This is a genomic window from Brachybacterium sp. JB7 (assembly GCF_003335205.1).
GTDB lineage: Bacteria > Actinomycetota > Actinomycetes > Actinomycetales > Dermabacteraceae > Brachybacterium > Brachybacterium alimentarium.
In genome coordinates this window covers 23,823-40,073 of the sequence record NZ_QPGN01000011.1, presented here as the reverse complement: position 1 = coordinate 40,073, position 16,251 = coordinate 23,823, and the positions used below count along the sequence as shown (strand labels likewise).

General features: G+C 70.0%; 13 protein-coding genes. 8 read left to right on the top strand and 5 right to left on the bottom strand.

Annotated elements, in window-relative coordinates:
- Position 1: 1 nt before the first annotated feature.
- Together CIK81_RS12885 and CIK81_RS12880 are read right to left on the bottom strand one after the other, a co-directional pair.
- Complete coding sequence (locus CIK81_RS12885) at positions 2–2,077, bottom strand: beta-galactosidase (protein WP_114355798.1); 2,076 nt, start codon at positions 2,075–2,077, stop codon at positions 2–4.
- A gap of 245 nt (positions 2,078–2,322) precedes the next feature.
- Positions 2,323–3,219 carry a RimK family alpha-L-glutamate ligase gene (locus CIK81_RS12880; RefSeq protein WP_114355797.1) on the bottom strand — a complete coding sequence of 299 codons (897 nt, stop codon included), beginning with the start codon at positions 3,217–3,219 and terminating at the stop codon, positions 2,323–2,325.
- A gap of 635 nt (positions 3,220–3,854) precedes the next feature.
- On the opposite strand from CIK81_RS12880, the gene CIK81_RS12875 reads away from it, so the two are divergent.
- Both CIK81_RS12875 and CIK81_RS18580 read left to right on the top strand, forming a co-directional pair.
- Positions 3,855–5,564: a sodium:solute symporter family protein gene (locus CIK81_RS12875; protein ID WP_114355783.1), complete on the top strand. Its 1,710-nt coding sequence runs from the start codon at positions 3,855–3,857 to the stop codon at positions 5,562–5,564.
- A gap of 61 nt (positions 5,565–5,625) precedes the next feature.
- Positions 5,626–5,754, top strand: coding sequence for a putative transporter small subunit (locus tag CIK81_RS18580; protein WP_096163678.1), 129 nt, complete (start codon positions 5,626–5,628; stop codon positions 5,752–5,754).
- A gap of 237 nt (positions 5,755–5,991) precedes the next feature.
- Here CIK81_RS18580 and CIK81_RS12865 read toward each other — a convergent pair whose 3' ends face one another.
- Both CIK81_RS12865 and CIK81_RS12860 read right to left on the bottom strand, forming a co-directional pair.
- Entirely contained in the window at positions 5,992–7,032 is a 1,041-nt protein-coding gene (locus CIK81_RS12865; protein ID WP_096163677.1) for a Gfo/Idh/MocA family protein, read from the bottom strand.
- Positions 7,033–7,234: 202 nt separating this feature from the next.
- On the bottom strand, positions 7,235–8,170 hold the full coding sequence (locus tag CIK81_RS12860; RefSeq protein ID WP_096163676.1) for an aldo/keto reductase family oxidoreductase: 936 nt from the start codon (positions 8,168–8,170) through the stop codon (positions 7,235–7,237).
- A 196-nt stretch (positions 8,171–8,366) separates the two neighbouring features.
- Here CIK81_RS12860 and CIK81_RS12855 point away from each other — a divergent pair, with 196 nt between their 5' ends.
- The 5 genes from CIK81_RS12855 to CIK81_RS12835 all read left to right on the top strand — a co-directional run bounded on the left by CIK81_RS12855 (position 8,367) and on the right by CIK81_RS12835 (position 13,692).
- Positions 8,367–9,626, top strand: coding sequence for an MFS transporter (locus CIK81_RS12855; protein WP_241964157.1), 1,260 nt, complete (start codon positions 8,367–8,369; stop codon positions 9,624–9,626).
- Between the two features lie 89 nt (positions 9,627–9,715).
- Positions 9,716–10,165 carry a DUF2871 domain-containing protein gene (locus CIK81_RS12850; protein WP_096196202.1) on the top strand — a complete coding sequence of 150 codons (450 nt, stop codon included), beginning with the start codon at positions 9,716–9,718 and terminating at the stop codon, positions 10,163–10,165.
- 195 nt (positions 10,166–10,360) lie between these two features.
- Positions 10,361–11,368, top strand: coding sequence for a class II fructose-bisphosphatase (gene glpX, locus CIK81_RS12845; protein WP_114355782.1), 1,008 nt, complete (start codon positions 10,361–10,363; stop codon positions 11,366–11,368).
- Positions 11,369–11,669: 301 nt separating this feature from the next.
- Entirely contained in the window at positions 11,670–12,359 is a 690-nt protein-coding gene (locus CIK81_RS12840) for an NUDIX domain-containing protein (RefSeq protein ID WP_096163673.1), read from the top strand.
- Positions 12,360–12,459: 100 nt separating this feature from the next.
- The gene (locus CIK81_RS12835; protein WP_241964156.1) at positions 12,460–13,692 is read left to right on the top strand and encodes a M20 family metallopeptidase; all 1,233 of its coding nucleotides are present in this window, start codon (positions 12,460–12,462) and stop codon (positions 13,690–13,692) included.
- Between the two features lie 18 nt (positions 13,693–13,710).
- Here CIK81_RS12835 and CIK81_RS12830 read toward each other — a convergent pair whose 3' ends face one another.
- Positions 13,711–14,715 carry an acetylxylan esterase gene (locus CIK81_RS12830; protein WP_096196201.1) on the bottom strand — a complete coding sequence of 335 codons (1,005 nt, stop codon included), beginning with the start codon at positions 14,713–14,715 and terminating at the stop codon, positions 13,711–13,713.
- Positions 14,716–14,943: 228 nt separating this feature from the next.
- Here CIK81_RS12830 and CIK81_RS12825 point away from each other — a divergent pair, with 228 nt between their 5' ends.
- On the top strand, positions 14,944–16,251 hold the full coding sequence (locus CIK81_RS12825) for an ABC transporter substrate-binding protein (protein ID WP_096196200.1): 1,308 nt from the start codon (positions 14,944–14,946) through the stop codon (positions 16,249–16,251).

Genomic DNA, 16,251 nt, shown 5'->3' with positions numbered 1-16,251 from the left:
TTCAGGAGGGGACGCGGAGGAGCTCGAGCGGTCCATCAGCGGCCACTGCCAGCACGCCGACCCCGCCGGGTTCGATTCTCACCCCGGCGGACCCGTCCTGTCCGGAGATCAGCTCACGCCCCTCCCCGCGCACGGTCACCGGCTCGCTCCTGTGGTGCAGCAGGAACACGTGATCAGCCCCGTCGCCCCGGCGGCGCACGACCTCGAGCCCGGCCTGCGCAGCGCCCTCGAGCGTGGGACGGACTCCCAGGCGCTCGGCAACCGCCGCGAAGAACACGTCGCGGGAGTCCTGGCGCAGGCGGGCGGAGAGATAGACCGCGTGGCCCTCCCCGCGCCGGACGCGCGTGATCGCCGGCAGCCCGCGCAGGTCCCCGTCCGCGTAGCGGGCGGTCGGTTCGGCATCCGTGGCCTCCAGCAGCTCCGTCCACTCCTCGACGATCCCGCCGTCGTCCAGCGCGACCTGCGCACCGTTCTCGAGCGGGAGCAGCTCCTGGACCCGCACCCCCAGCAGCTCGCGCAGGCGGCCCGGATAGCCGCCCGGCGCGATGCGCAGCGACGGATCCGAGATGCCGGAGAGGTAGGTGACGACGAGCTCACCGCCAGCCTCGACGTACCGGGTCAGCCAGTTGACCTGCTCGTCCGAGAGCGGGTACAGGCACGGCACCACCAGCAGCCGGTACCGGCTCGCGTCGGCCCCCGGGCGCACGAAGTCCACCGGGATGCCGGCGCGCCAGAACGAGCGATGGGTCGCACGAACCTCGTCCGAGTACCGCAGGGCATCGCTGGGCACGTGCGGGGTCTCCAGCGCCCACCACCCGTCGGCGTGCCACAGGATCCCGACCTCCGCGGCGACCAGGGGCCCGTCGGCCGGGAGCCGCACCGCCGGGGCGATCCGCTCGAGGATCCCGCCCAGCTCGCAGACGGCCTCGAAGCGCCGTGTGGACCCACCGGTGTGGGGGACCAGCCCGCTGTGCCACTGCTCGGAGCCGCCGAGGGATGCGCGCCATTGGAAGAACAGCGAGGACTGGGAGCCGCGCGCGATGTAGCCGAGCGAATGACGGATCATGCGCTGCGGGCTCTTGGCGACCGTGCGATCCCCCAGGGAGATCCCGGCCGCGTTCTGCTCCATCAGCACCCAGGGCCCGCCCGACCAGGAGCGGGAGAGGTCCGAGCCGTAGGCGACGTGCGTCTCCGCGTCCGGCCCGGTGGTGTCGAGGTAGTGATCCAGGGAGACCACGTCGAGCTGGTCGGCCCAGCTCCACTGCTCCAGATGGTTCCAGGTGGGCAGCATGAAGTTCGTGGTCATCGGGGCGCGCGAGCCCGTGGCGCGGATCTCGTCGCGCTGCTCGCCCATCGCCGCGAGCATCTCGTCGGAGCTGTAGCGGCGGAAGTCGATCAGCTGCGCGGGATTGTGCAGGTACTGGGTGGTGCGCGGCGGGGTGATCTCCTCCCAGGCGCCGTAGCGCTGGGACCAGAACGCGGTGGACCACTCCCGGTTCAGCGCCTCGAGGGAGCCGTAGCGGCGCTGCAGCCAGGCGCGGAAGGAGCGTGCGGCCTCCGGTCCGTGATCGAGGGTCCCGTACTCGTTGTGCAGGTGCCAGCCCCGCAGGCCCGGGTGGGCGCCGTAGCGCTCGGCGAGCATCCGCGCGATGCGCCGCGACGCCTCGCGATAGGCGGGGGCGCTGATCGCGTAGGTGTCGCGCGAGCCGTGCGTCAGGCGCACCCCGTCCTCCCGCACCGGCATCGCCTCGGGATGGGCGAGAGTGAACCACGGCGGCGGGGACGCCGTGGGTGTGGCCAGGAAGAACCCGATCCCGGCCTCCGTGATCAGCTCGATCACCTCGTCCAGCCAGTCCGTCTCGAACACGCCCTCGGCGGGCTCGAGCATCGCCCACGAGAAGATGCCCAGCGAGACAGTGTTCACCTTCGCGCGACGCATCAGTTCGATGTCCTCGCGCCAGGTCTCACGGTCCCACTGCTCCGGGCTCCAATCGCCCCCGAACAGGAAGGCCGACGGGGCGAACGGGGCCGACGGGGCGGCCGGTGTACCGACGCCAGGAGTGGGTGTGTGGGGCATCGTGGCCATCGTGTGAGTGTCTCCGTCTCGCTGCCGCGGTCGGCACGTTGCGTGGGGTGTCCGTGATCGGCTGCCGGATTTCCGGGCAGCGCTTCATTCTCGCGTGCCCGGAACGGAACCGACAGGTTTCTGCACGACGAAGAGCCGGCGTGGCTCGAGACCCTGGTTGCGGAGGGGAAGGGGCGGCAGCCCTAGGACCCTGGGAGCTACGGCGCCTCCTGTCAGGCCGACGCCGCTGGCGCTCGTCAGACCCTCGCGAGGATTGCGTCCGCGAAGAGCTCCGTGACGTCCGGGGTGAGGTGCAGGTTGAACAGCGGCTCGAACAGCTCGGCCTCCAGCAGCACCAGCCCGTGCTCGGCGGAGTCGACGGTGTCGATGCGGCCGTACAGCGGCGTGGGCAGGCCCGTGACCCGCGCGATCGTGGAGAGGGCCTGCTCGGCGAACGCCTTCTCCTGGGCAGTCGCCTCGACCAGGACGGGCCGTTCCTGATAGACGCCGCCGCGCAGCCCGCCGCCCCGGGCGAGCAGTGCGCCCTTCGAGATCGCATGACTGAGATGCCCGTCGAGCGCATAGAGCGCCTTCTCCCGCCCGTCGGACAGCTCCGGCACCTCCGGTTGGAGCATCGCGACCCCGCCCGCGTCCAGGATCTGCTCCGCGAGGGCGAGAGCCGCCGGGTCCTCGGGCGCGAAGAGGCCGACGAGTTGCGAGCCGGCCCCGACGGTGGGCTTGATGACGACGTGCGCCGAGGAGTCCTGGAATTCCTGCAGGGCCTGCGCGAACGAGCCGACCTCCCGGTGGTACGACGTCGGGACGACCCGCACCCCCGCCTCCTCGAGCTGGGCGAGGTAGCGCTTGTCCATGTTCCAGCGCACGAGGTCCGGCTCGTTGAGCACGCGGGTGCACGCGTCGACGCGGTCCAGCCAGTCCTCGAACTCGGCCGCGTGCAGGGCGTAGTCCCACGGGCTGCGGATCACCAGCAGGTCGTACGCGGCCCAGTCGACGTCGGCCCCGCGCCACGGGGTCATCTCGGCATGGACTCCCCGTCGGACCAGTGCCTCGACGAGAGGGGCGGCGTCGAGCGTCGTGTCGGCCTCGATGGCGGCGGGCTGGGGGAGGGCGACGACGATGCTGATGCGAGTCATGAGCGCGACGATAACAGCGGCCGTGCGCAGCGACCGCACTGCACGTACGAGTGCATCGTGCCTGGCCGGAGTGCTGCGCGGTGCGTCCGGGGGCCGGCGGACCCGTCGTGCTCCGGTGCGCTGCCACGCTGCTCTCGGGATGCTCTCGCGATGCTCTCGGGGTGCGCTGGCGATGCTCTGGCGACGCCGTGGGGCGGCGGCCCGTCGGGTGCGCAGTGCGGTGCCACTGAAGACCGCTGCATCTTCATGCGCCACCGAGGTGACACGTCGCCGTTTCTGTTTGTCTGACAATCATTATTAGCGCTCTGACCTGCACGGGTTATCTGATAGTTATCCACGAACTGGCCAGGGGGTCCCTACTGTGCGAGTATCTATGCGGCCCCAAGCGAGGTGAATCGTGCGGTGTCGGTCTCCGGGAGGAGCCGTACCCACTGCTGCCGCCGCGGCCCCATCCCCGGAGCAGATGCGTCGCATCGCCCGGGTCGATGCCGGGCGGCACTCGCTCAGGGGGTCGATTGCCGGTCGGCCCCTGGGACCACTGCGAGCCCGGGACGCTTGGAGAGTGCCGCGGACGACCGGGCGAACGAGGGACCGATCTGTCTGCGACGAAAGGAAGTAACGTGCCACCCGCGCCTATGGGAGAAATCCACCAGCTCGGCATTATCGGCGTGATCCTGCTCCTGCTGCTGTTCTACGGCGGCACGATGTGGATGTCCGTCGTGATCTCCCGCAAGAAGGAGAACGCCGACGATTACATGACCGCGGGCAACCGCATCGGCTTCGGCGTCTCCGCCGCCTCGATGACCGCCACCTGGATCTGGGCGTCCTCGATGTACGCCTCGGTGACCGCCGGCTACACCTACGGCGTCTCCGGCCCGATCCACTACGGGCTGTGGGGGGCACTGATGATCCTGTTCATCTACCCCTTCGGCAAGCGGATCCGGAAGGTCGCGCCCAAGGCCCACACGCTCGCCGAGGTCATGTACGCCCGTCACGGGCGCTCCTCGCAGCTGATGCTGGCCGGCTCCAACGTGCTCGGCTCCGTCATCTCGCTGACCTCGAACTTCATCGCCGGTGGCGCGATCATCGCGATGCTCTCCCCGCTGAGCTTCGGCTCCGGGATCGTCATCATCGCCGGCGGCGTGCTGCTCTACACCCTGTGGTCCGGCTTCCGTGCGTCCGTGCTGACGGACTTCGCACAGGTCATCGCGATGCTCGGGGCGGCCGTCGTCATCATCCCGGCGGTCTTCTTCGTCGTCGGCGGCCCGCAGATGTTCGCCGACGGAGTCGCCGCCGGCCACGTCACCCCGCAGCAGGAGAGCTTCTTCTCCTCGGAAGCCTTCATGAACCAGGGCGCCCCGTACATCGCAGCAGTCCTCGCCTACGCGATCGGCAACCAGACCATCGCGCAGCGGCTCTTCGCCGTGCGCGAGGACCTCATCAAGCCCACCTTCGTCACCGCGACCGTCGGCTACGGCGCGACGGTGATCGGCATCGGCATGATCGGCGTGATGGCGCTCTACCTGGGCATCGAGCCCGCTGGTGGGGACGTCAACAACCTGCTGCCCCAGATGGTCGGGACCTACCTGCCGGTGGCCCTGGTCGCCCTCGCGTTCATCATGATCATCGGCTCGCTGTCCTCCACCGCGGACTCCGACCTGTCGGCGCTCAGCTCGATCGTCATGACGGACATCTACGGCCAGTCCGTGGGCCGCAAGAACGTGAACCCGAAGTTCATGCTGCTGATCGGGCGCATCACCATGATCGTGGCGACCGCCGCGGCGCTGTTCTTCGCCACCGCACGGTTCAACATCCTGGACCTGCTGGTGTTCGTCGGCGCCCTGTGGGGTTGCCTGGTGTTCCCGGTGATCGCGTCCTTCTACTGGAAGAAGGTCACCAACAAGGCCTTCACCGTGTCGGTGATCGTCGCGCTCGCGGTGTTCCTGCCGGTGCGCTTCACCCTGATCCCGCTCACCGGTGCCTGGGCCTTCTTCGTCGAGGCGCTCGCGATCCTCGGTGTCGGCGTAGTGCTGGGCATCATGGCGTTCGGCTTCTTCGGCCTGCGCCCGGCCGTGATCATCGGTGCCGTGGCCACGATCGCAGTGCTCCCGTTCGGCTTCGGGTACCTGCGTGACTACGAGACGCTGACCGGCTCGCTGGTCGCCTACTCGGTCTCGTTCCTGGTCTGCTACCTGATGAGCGTCAAGTCGTCCCAGAACTTCGACTTCTCGGTGATCAAGCGGATCACCGGTGACTTCGACGAGGAGGACGCCCCCGCCGTCGAGGACACCGCTGCGGGGGAGAACCCTCCGCGCGGCGATGTTCCCGCCGCCCCCGGCCACTGATCGATCATCTGCGCGACGGGGCTGATCGCCCCGCGCACCCCCTGAGGAAGGAGGCAGCCCCATGACTGCCATGCTCACTGCCTACGTGCTGGTCTGGCCCGTGCTCGTGCTCGGAATCCTGATCACCATCGCCCGCGGCTTCGCCAAGGACGTCAAGGAGGCCCGCAAGGAGGGCCGTCAGGTCATCTGACCCGCGACTGCGCGACTGCGCAACCGAGCGACAGTGCCCGCCCACCCCGAACGGGGAGGGCGGGCACTGTGCTGTCCGGCGGGTGGCCCAGATGCTGGCGCCGGGGAAGCCGGGGAAGCCGGGGAGGCTGGGGAAGCCGGGAGACCGGGGGTCGGATGCCGCGGATCCCGGGGAAGCCGGTGGCGCCTAAGTCGTCGGCGGTGAGGCGGCAGTAGGCGCCCCGGCCGACGCGCCTGTTCAGTTCCCGACGGCGCTGTTGGCGTAGGCGTCCTTGAGGATCCGCAGCGAGCCCATCGCCTCCGCCGGGCCGATCCAGAACGGCTCGGGGGCATCGAGGCGCGCGTAGAAGTCGCGGATCAGCTCCTCGTGGGAGACACCCCAGTAGGCGCGCCCACCGGCCGTGGCGACCCGGTCGGAGAAGGTGTCGACCCGGCCGTCCTTCCACCGCACGGTGAGACCGCCCCCGCGCCCCGAGCGCACCTCGAGATAGGCGTGCTCGGTCTCGACCTCGAGCTCCACGGGGCGTGCGACGGGCGCGGTGAGGGTCGCGTAGAACGTGGTGGTGGCGCCGGAGGCATGGTGCAGCAGGAGATCAGCGGTGTCCTCCACCTCGACGACGCCGGCGAACTTCTTCTGCGAGACCAGGCCCTCGGTGCGCTCGACGGGTCCCAGCAGCCACTGCACGAGGTCCAGGGTGTGGATCGCCTGGTTGATCAGCAGGCCGCCGCCCGCGTTCTCCCAGCGCCCGCGCCAGGGCTTGGCGGCGTAGTACTCCGCCGATCGTGACCAGACGACCGATGCCCAGGCGCCCCGCACCTCACCGAGCTCGCCGCCCTCGAGCAGTCGGAACAGCTCCTGGCTGGCGCGGTTGTAGCGGTTCTGGAAGCAGATCGCGATCTTCGGGGCGCCGCTGCCGCCGTCGGCCCGCGGCGCGGACGCGGAGCCGAGGGACTCCACCAGGCGCGTCGCCTCCTCGAGGGTATGGGCGAGCGGCTTCTCCTGCAGCACGTGCACACCCCGCTCCAGCGCGGCGAGCGACGGGCCGACGTGCTGGTCGTGCGGAGTGGTGACGTGCACGGCGTCGGGGCCGAGGGCATCGATCAGCTCCTCGGCGGAGGCGAACGTCGGCAGGCCGGTCGCGGCCTCGGCGCGCGCACGGCCGGCAGGATCGGTATCGGCGATGCCGATCAGCTCGAGGCCGTCGATCGCCTCGATCGCTCCGACATGGACGACGGACACGTCGCCGTATCCGATCAGTCCGATACGTCGCTGGGCCATGTGCTGTGCCTCCTCGCCGCTTCGCTGCGGCTGATCTGTGAAAACGTCGGCCCCATCGTGCCCGGCTCCGCCGGCTCCCGGGGAGTGTTGCCACGCGGTGCCTGCTGATGCCGGCTGCGCTGACGTGCCCCGGTCGGGCCCGGCAGTCCCGCCGAGCCGGTCAGGATCCTGGTGCGGATCAGGTCACGGAATGCGGTGCGGATCAGGGCACGATCCACCCGGCCGCACGGAAGAGCTCGTACCACTCGGGGCGGGTCAGGGGGATCTCGGAGCCAGCGGCCGCATCGCTCACCCGCTGCGGGGTGGTCGTGCCGAGGACGACCTGCATCTGCGCCGGATGACGGGTGATCCAGGCGGTCGCGATCGCCTCGGGCGCGACCTCGTACTTCGCGGCGAGACGGTCGATGACCTGGTTGAGCTCCGCGTAGTCCGGATGGCCGAGGAACACGCCGTCGAAGAACTTCGCCTGGAAGGGCGACCAGGCCTGCACGGTGATGTCGTGCAGACGGCAGTAGTCCAGGATGCCGCCGCCGTCGCGCACGATCGCCTGGTCGGTGCCCTGCATGTTCGCCGCGATGCCCTGGGCGATGAACGTCGAGTGGGTGATCGACAGCTGCAGCTGATTGGCGACGATCGGCTGGTTCAGATGCTTCGCCAGCAGGTCGATCTGCCGCGGAGTGTGGTTGGAGACGCCGAAATGGCGCACCTTGCCGCTCGCGTGGAGCTCGTCGAAGGCACGGGCCACCTCTTCGGGCTCCACGAGGGCGTCCGGGCGGTGCAGCAGGAGGATGTCGATGTGGTCGGTCTGCAGCGCCTTCAAGGAGCCCTCGACCGACTCGATGAGGTGCTCGTAGGAGTAGTCGAAGTACGGGCCGTCGGGCACGATCCCGGCCTTGGTCTGGATCGTGACCTGCTCGCGCTCGGAGGGGCTGAGCTGCAGCGCCTGCGCGAAGCGCTCCTCGCACCGGTGCAGCTCATCGCCGTAGATGTCGGCGTGGTCGAGGAAATCGATGCCAGCCTCGCGCGCGGTGCGCACCAGGGTGCGGATCTCGTCGTCGGACTTCTCGGCGATGCGCATCAGCCCGAGCACCACGTTGGGTGCGGAGATGTCGGTGTGCGGCATGGCGACGTGCTTCATGGAGTGACCTCTGGTCGCAGGGGTGTGGGGCGGCCGCGTCATCGGGGCGACGGTGCCAGGGCGAGCCTATGCCCGTCACGTGCTGCCGCGCACGTGCGCCGCATGCGGCGGGAGGCGGCGACAGAGGGGCGCGAGCGCTTTCCATGCGGTGGGACGAGGAGGCGGCGGCACCCCGATCCTGCTTAGGATCGACCTGGTGACCACGCCCTTCCCCACCTCTCACGTCCCACCCGTACCTCCGCGTCGCCGGAAGGCGGGCGCCCGGATCACGCTGACCCTCGCATCGCTGGCGATGATCGGTCCGTTCACGATCGATACCGTCTTCCCGGCCTTCACCCGTATCGGCGAGGAGTTCGGCAGCGACGCTGTCGCGCTCCAGCAGCTGGTCGCCGCGTACCTCGCCGCCTTCGCGATCATGTCGATCTTCCACGGGCCGCTGTCCGACGCGCTGGGGCGCAAGAAGGTCATGATCGGTGGGCTGACCATCTACCTGATCGGCATGTTCGGCTGCGTTCTGGCCCCGAGCATGGGCACGCTGATCCTGCTGCGGGTGCTGCAGGGCATGAGCGCGGGCGCGGCCACGATCGTCTCGCGCGTGGTCATCCGCGACATGTTCTCCGGCTCCGAGGCGCAGCGGCTGATGGCGCAGGTGATGATGATCTTCTCGGTGGCCCCGGCGATCGCACCGATCCTCGGCGGCTGGCTGCTGCTGCTCGGGGACTGGCGCTGGGTGTTCGGCGGCGTGGGCCTGTATGCGCTGGTGGTGCTGATCGCGACCACCCGCCTGCCGGAGACGCTGCCGCGCGAGGGCCGCACCCCGCTGCGCGTCGGGGCGCTGCTGGGATCGCTGTGGCACGTGGGCCGCTCCCCGGTGATGCTGCGGATCGCGGCGGCCAGCGCCTTCGGCTTCGCCTCGCAGTTCCTGTTCATCGCCAGCGCCTCCCTGTTCGTGGTGAACCTGCTGGGGCTCGGCGAGCAGGACTTCTGGGTGCTGTTCGTGCCGCTGATCATCGGCATGATCTCCGGATCGTTCATCGTGGGGCGCGTCGCCGACCTCATGGACCGCAGCCGGCTGATCACCCTCGGATTCCTCGGCACCCTGGCCTCGACCGTCGTGAACCTCGTGCTGGTCTCCATCGCGCCGGACTTCACAGGCGGGCTGAGCTGGTCCCTGCTGCTCGCCGCGATCGGGCCGATGCTGATCGCCTTCACCGTGGCGCTGCTGTTCGCGCCCATCCAGCTCGAGGTGCTCGACCTGTTCCCGCACGAGCGCGGCGCCGCCGCCTCACTGGGCACCTTCTTCGGCCTGGTGCTCAACGCGCTGCTCGCCGGGCTGATCGCACCGCTGATCGCCGTCAGCCTGACAGCGCTGGCGGTCACCTCGATCGCCTTCGCCGTGCTCGGAGCCACCCTGTGGATCTGGCACCTGCTGGCGGTCCGGGCTCCGAGGACCTGAGCACCGCGACGGGCCTGAGATGCGGGCCACCTCGACGCTCAATCTTTCGGTTGATCCCCAGGTCACGGCCGATTCCTAGAGTCGAAGACATGAACAAGCTCCTCAACACCGCCTTCGCGTACATCATCCTCGGCCTCGGCTCCGGACTCTTCTACCGCGAGTTCACCAAGGCCACCGACAACCTCGGCACCCACTCCCAGCTCAACACCCTGCACACCCACCTGCTCGTCCTGGGCATGGTCGTGTTCCTCGTGGTCCTCGCCCTGGACGCGGTCTTCTCCCTCAGCGGCCGACGCTCCTTCTCGGTCTTCTACTGGACCTACAACGTGGGCCTCGTGGTGACCGTGGCGATGCAGGCCGTGCGCGGCTTCCTCACGCTGGACGGCCAGGATCCCGCCACCACCAGCGCTGCGATCCCCGGCATCGCGGGCCTGGGACACATGCTCCTCACCGTCGGCCTCGTGGCCCTGTTCGTCGCCCTGCGCGCCGGCATCAAGGACCGCACCGCGCGCACCGAGCAGGCCGCCCTCGCGGTCTGAGAGCGATCCTCGCGGTCGCACATCGGAGGCCCGGCCGCCCATCCCGCACGGGGTGGGCGGCTTCGTCGTGCCCGAGTGCATCTTGACCTGCAGGGTAGAGTCCGAACTGCGCGTCCGGCCCTGCTGAGCCCGTCGAGTCCTGAAGCGTCAGCAGGCGATGCGTGATGGCTTCGACAACGACGACGGAGGACACCCATGACCACTCCCACGAGTTCCACGCCTGCCGACACCTCGACCGCCCCGGACCGCAACCTCGCACTCGAACTGGTGCGCGTCACCGAGGCTGCGGCCATCGCCGGCGCCCGCTGGGTGGGCGCGGGCGACAAGAACACCGCCGACGGCGCCGCGGTCGACGCGATGCGCTCCTTCATGGACACCGTACGGATGAACGGCACCGTGGTGATCGGCGAGGGGGAGAAGGACGAGGCCCCGATGCTGTTCAACGGCGAGAGCGTGGGCGACGGCTCCGGTCCCGACGTGGACGTCGCGGTGGATCCGATCGACGGCACCCGCCTCACCGCGCTCGGCTACAACAACGCCCTGTCCGTGTTCGCGGTCGCCGAGAAGGGGAGTATGTACGACCCCTCGGCCGTGTTCTACATGGAGAAGATGGTCGTGGGCCCCGAGGCCGCCGACTTCGTGGACCTGCGCCTGCCGGTGAAGCAGAACATCGCCCTGGTGGCGAAGGCGCTCGGCAAGCCGGTGAGCCAGGTGACCGTCTGCGTCCTGGAGCGCGCCCGGCACGAGCCGCTGGTGCAGGAGATCCGTGAGGCCGGAGCACGGGTCAAGTTCATCATGGACGGTGACGTGGCCGGGGCGATCGCCGCCGCCCGTGGCGCCGGCGTGGACATGCTGCTGGGCACCGGTGGCACTCCCGAGGGGATCATCGCCGCCTGCGCCGTGAAGGCCACCGGCGGCATGCTGCAGGGCCGCCTCGCCCCGATCGACGACGCCGAGAGGCAGAAGGCGCTCGACGCCGGACACGATCTCGAGCGCGTGCTGACCACGGATGACCTGGTCACCTCGGACAACTGCTACTTCGCGGCCACCGGCATCACCGACGGCGACCTGCTGCGGGGTGTGCGCTACGCGGGGGAGCGGATCGTCACCGAGTCGATCGTCATGCGTTCCGCGTCCGGCACCGTGCGCCTCGTCGAGGCCGAGCATCGCGCCGAGAAGTGGGATCGCTGGACGTCGGCCTGACGGCTGGCGCCCGGCCCCTGACCGGGGTGCCCACCCGTTGCCGAGCGGTCGCTCGCCAGTCCACGGGTGGGCGAACCATGTCAGTCTTCGTCAGTCTTCGGGCTCGTCGATGAACGCAGACGTCGTGGATCCAGACCCGGCGCTCGATCCCGCGCCGGGCGGGCCGTATGCGTGATGCGCCTGGTGGGGCGGGGACGAGCGGCGTCCCCGCTGGTGCCTGCTGAGGCGACGCATGTCCAGAACATGTGAGCCGCACTGCAGTAGCAGTCGAAGTGACCAGAACGGGGCCTAGGGTGACCCCATGGTCTCCCCAGCCGAAGACATCCGCGTCGCCGTCGACCTCATCGTCCTGACCCTCCGCGAGGATGCCCTGAGCGTGCTGCTCGTGCAGCGCGACGACGAGCCGCACCGTGGCGCCTGGGCGCTCCCCGGCGGATTCGTGGAGCTCCAGGAAGACCTCGACGAGGCCGCCTACCGCGTCCTCGCCGACGAGGCGTCGCTCGGGAGCGGAGCCGTCCATCTCGAGCAGGTGCGCACCTTCGGCGCCCCGCACCGCGACCCGCGCGGCCGCGTGATCTCGGTGGCCTTCATGGCCCTCGGTGCGGACCTCCCGGACCCTCGACGAGGGGACGATGTCGCCGACGCCCGCTGGTGGGCCATCGACGAGCTGGCCGCCATCGATCTGGCCTTCGACCACGCCGACGTGCTCGCCTGCTCCATCGAGCGCGCCCGCGCCAAGCTCGAGTACACGACGCTCGCGGTCACCTTCCTGCCCCAGGAGTTCACGATCTCCCAGCTCCGCGGTGTCTACGAGAGCGTCTGGGGCACGACCCTGGACGCCGGGAACTTCCACCGCAAGGCCACCCGCACCGAGGGCTTCCTGCTCGACCTGGAGAAGCACGCCGCACCCACCGGCGGTCGCCCGGCCCGCCTGTACGCCGCGGGGCCCGGGACCTCGCTGGTGCCGCCGCTGCTGCGCTCCGGGGACTGACGGGGCCGACCGGCTGATCGACCGGCCCGGTTTCAGGACAGACGGGACCGGCGGGGTCGACGGGGCCGGCCGACGATGCGTGCCGTGGCAGGATCGCCACGTGAACTCCGTCGCCCCTGCCCCGATCCCCGATCCGCGCCGAGACTCGATCTCCGCTGCCTTTGCCGCCGGCCGGGAGGCCGTCCATGCCGTCGCCCGCGCGATCCACGCCGAGCCGGAGATCGCCTTCGAGGAGCATCGGGCCCACGACCGCTGCGCCGACCTGCTGGAGAGGTCCGGCTTCGCCGTCGAACGCGGCCTCGCCGAGCTCCCCACGGCCTTCCGAGCACGGATCGGGACCGGCTCGCTGGTGGCGGCGCTGTGCGTGGAGTACGACGCGCTGCCCGAGATCGGTCACGGCTGCGGGCACAACCTCATCGCCGGGGCCTCGCTCGGCGCCGCTCTGGCCCTCGCCGATCTGGTCGACGAGCTGGACCTGACGCTGCTGGTCATCGGCACGCCGGCCGAGGAGCACGGCAGCGGCAAGCAGCTGCTCCTGGATCGCGGGGTGTTCGACGGCGTGCACCTCTCGCTCATGGCTCACCCCACCCCGCATACCGACACCTACGACGTGCTGGGCTCGACCAGCCAGGCCGTCGGCCGTTGGCGCGCGACATACACCGGGCGCGGCGCCCACGCTGCCGCGAACCCGACCGACGGGATCAACGCCAACGACGCCGCCGTGATCGCCCAGGTCGCGGCCGGACTGCTGCGCCAGCGGATGCGGGACGGTCAGCGCCTTGCGCTCGTGCCCCAGCAGACCGGCGTCACCAACATCGTCCCCGAGACCGCCGTCGTGGACTTCGAGTGCCGGGCTCTGACGATGCCCGAGTTCGAGCAGCTGCGCGCCCAGCTCGTCGCCTGCTTCGAGGCCGGGGCCGTCGCCACCGGCTGCACCCTGGAGATCGCGACCTCCGAGCCCGTCTACGAGCCGCTGCTGCAGGACGAGGTGCTCGGCGCGGCCTGGAACGAGGCGATGGCGACGCTGGGGCGTCCGCTCGCTGGGTCCCTCGGTGTGATGGCCGCGTCCACCGACATGGGCAACGTGTCCCGGCGGGTCCCAGGCCTGCACCCGTTCGTGGGGATCACGGGCGCCGGCGGCGCGCTGCACACGCGCGAGTTCGCCGAGCATGCCGCGAGCGACGAGGGCTACCGGCTCATGGACGACTGCGCGCTCGCGCTGGCGTGGGTGGTCCGGGACGTTGCCGCCGACCCCGCTCGGCGGGCCCTCGTGCTCGAGCAGTCGGCCCAGCTCGCGAACGAGCCCCGAGAGCGCTCGGCGGCGTCGGCCTGATCCCCGTCCCGGCTGCCCTCACGTCGTGACGGCGTGCCGCTCGAGGAACTCCAGCTGACGGCGCCGATGCTGCCACTGCCCGTGCTCATGACCGTCGAACCGGTAGGTGCACAGGGTCTTCTCGGGGCCGCCGTAGGCCTCATGGGCGGCCAGGACGCCGGCCGGTGGGCAGACGGGATCCCGCATACCGACTGCGAACAGGGCGGGAGCCCGTGCGCGGGAGGCGAAGTGCACCCCGTCGAAGTACGACAGCGTTCTGAGCACGGCGGCCTCGTCCCCGCGCCGGGTCCGCAGGTAATCGCGGACCTGAGTGAACGGTCCGTCGGCGGCCGTCTCGACCGAGCGGGGGATGTCGCACAGCAACGGCACCTCCACGAGGGCTCCCGTCACGCCATTGCACAGGGCCGCGGCGGCCAGCGCGGTCGCGCCGCCCTGGCTCCCTCCCGACACCACCAGAGGCGCGGTCCCTGACTCTCCGCGGGCGGCGACGGCGTCGACCGCGCACACGGCATCGGTGAACAGTCGCCGGTAGTAGTACGTCTCCGGATGCTGGATGCCCGAGGTCATGCGGCCGACGATCTGCGGGCCGCTGCCCACGGGATCCGCGGTGTCTCCCACCGAAGCGGGACCGGACTGCCCGCGGTTGTCCATCACGAACGTCGACCAGCCGGCGCTCGGCAGCAACGTCCACTGCTCGGGCAGACCGCGGCCGGTGTTGTTGCCGAGGAACTGCACCACGGTCCCGCGCGATCCGCCGTGCGCGGGGTCCAGCATCCATCCCCGCACGGGATGTCCGCCGAATCCGGGGAAGCGCACGTCCTGGACGACGATGCTGCGCAGCGGGGAGCGCACCTCCTCGTAGGCGGCGGAGCCGCGGCCGGCGTGCTCGGCGAGCGTCGCGCGCCAGAACTCGTCGAAGTCGTCAGGGCCGGTCTGGCCCGCACCGGTGTCGCGGCGACCGGTGCCTGGGTGGCGCTCCGGAGGTTCCGGGTCGTCCTGCGTCTGCTCGATCGGTGTCGCCATCCGGCGTCCTCCAGCGTCTGAGGGTCCGGCCTGCCCGGGCCGGGGTCTGCGGGACGCGGCCTTCACGGGCCGGGAACGCCGCGGTCTCCCCACGATAGGCGGGCACACAATGTGCATCAAGGGTTGACGCGTTTGGTTCAGAGTGCAAAAGTTGTGCACCGTTCCGGGGCTCTGGCCCGCACCTCACCTACGTATCACCCACGCACCGTCGCGTTGGAAGGTTGTCGCATGCTCCGTGCATCTGGACGCTCCCTGAGCCGTCGGCAGTTCGGCACGCTGGGCGCCGCAGCGGGCGCCACCGCCCTCCCCGGGTGCTCCGCCTCCTCGCCGAAGGACATGGACACTCTGCAGGTCTGGGGCGGCGTCCCCGCCGAGAACGGCCCGCAGGCCGTGATCGACCGCTTCCAGGAGGAGCACCCGGGCACACACGTCACCTACACCCCGTACGTCAACGACGACCGGGGGAATCTCAAGGTGAACACGGCCCTGCAGGGAGGCGTCGACATCGACGTCTTCTTCACCTACGGCGTCCCGAACCTCGCGATGCGCGTGGACTCCGGCCTGGCGGCGGACGTCGGCGACCTCGTACGGGCTGCTCCCGAGCTGGAGATGTTCCTGGACACCGAGGATCCCAAGGCCATGATCGACGGCGACGAGATCACGGCGCTCGCGACGACGCGCATTCCGCAGATGGTGCTGTTCAACGAGGACCTCCGGGAGCGCGCGGGGATCGAGCTCCCCACGCAGTGGGCACTCGAGGAGTACCTCGAGGCCATTCGCGCGCTCGCCGACGACGGGAAGTACGGCACCTATGTGCTCCCCGATCTCGCCCGCATCGAGCTCGGACCGAACTACCGGCTCACCGCGCAGGGCGACTCGAACTTCTCCCACCCGGCGTTCCTGCAGCACTTCGACCTGGCGGCGCAGCTGATCCGTGACGGAGTGCTGTACCCCTGGTCGCAGGCCCTGGCGCGCCAGCTGGAGGCATATCAGCAGAACAACTTCATCGCCGAGGACTTCGGGCTGTGGACCACGGCCCCGTACTCCCTGAGATTCCTCACCGATCAGGAGGAGTACCCCCACGACTTCAGGGTTTCCGCCGCCCCGGTGCCGACCGTCGACGGCAACGACTGGAACACCGGCGAGTACGGCGCGTTCATCCAGATCAATTCCAAGAGCCCCAAGCAGGAGCTGGCCTGGGAGTTCTGCAGGTTCTGGCTGCTGGAGAGCGCCCAGGACATGGCCCGAGCCGGCTACATCTCCCTGCTGGGCGACGTGGATGACGATGAGCTGCTGGACGGTGTCCTCGGCGAGGACGCGGAGCAGTTCTTCGACGTCGACTCGTTCCGTCGGACTCTGTTCGAGGACCAACCGCGCATGCACCTGGACACCGAGCTGACCGCCTACACCGAGATCACGCAGAAGTACGAGCAGCAGCGCGACGTGTGCTGGCTGCTGGAGCGCTCGCCGGAGAAGGCGATCGACACGGTCGACAAGAACGCCCAGGCACTCATCGACCGGTTCGAGGAGGACTGA

What these genes read in the sequence shown, in the direction of transcription:
- CIK81_RS12880 (WP_114355797.1), bottom strand. Translation starts at nt 3,219, where the DNA reads ATGACTCGCATCAGCATCGTCGTCGCCCTCCCCCAGCCCGCCGCCATC.
- CIK81_RS12830 (WP_096196201.1), bottom strand. Translation starts at nt 14,715, where the DNA reads ATGGCGACACCGATCGAGCAGACGCAGGACGACCCGGAACCTCCGGAG.
- CIK81_RS12825 (WP_096196200.1), top strand. Translation starts at nt 14,944, where the DNA reads ATGCTCCGTGCATCTGGACGCTCCCTGAGCCGTCGGCAGTTCGGCACG.
- CIK81_RS12860 (WP_096163676.1), bottom strand. Translation starts at nt 8,170, where the DNA reads ATGAAGCACGTCGCCATGCCGCACACCGACATCTCCGCACCCAACGTG.
- glpX (WP_114355782.1), top strand. Translation starts at nt 10,361, where the DNA reads ATGACCACTCCCACGAGTTCCACGCCTGCCGACACCTCGACCGCCCCG.
- CIK81_RS12865 (WP_096163677.1), bottom strand. Translation starts at nt 7,032, where the DNA reads ATGGCCCAGCGACGTATCGGACTGATCGGATACGGCGACGTGTCCGTC.
- CIK81_RS12850 (WP_096196202.1), top strand. Translation starts at nt 9,716, where the DNA reads ATGAACAAGCTCCTCAACACCGCCTTCGCGTACATCATCCTCGGCCTC.
- CIK81_RS18580 (WP_096163678.1), top strand. Translation starts at nt 5,626, where the DNA reads ATGACTGCCATGCTCACTGCCTACGTGCTGGTCTGGCCCGTGCTCGTG.
- CIK81_RS12840 (WP_096163673.1), top strand. Translation starts at nt 11,670, where the DNA reads ATGGTCTCCCCAGCCGAAGACATCCGCGTCGCCGTCGACCTCATCGTC.
- CIK81_RS12885 (WP_114355798.1), bottom strand. Translation starts at nt 2,077, where the DNA reads ATGCCCCACACACCCACTCCTGGCGTCGGTACACCGGCCGCCCCGTCG.
- CIK81_RS12875 (WP_114355783.1), top strand. Translation starts at nt 3,855, where the DNA reads ATGGGAGAAATCCACCAGCTCGGCATTATCGGCGTGATCCTGCTCCTG.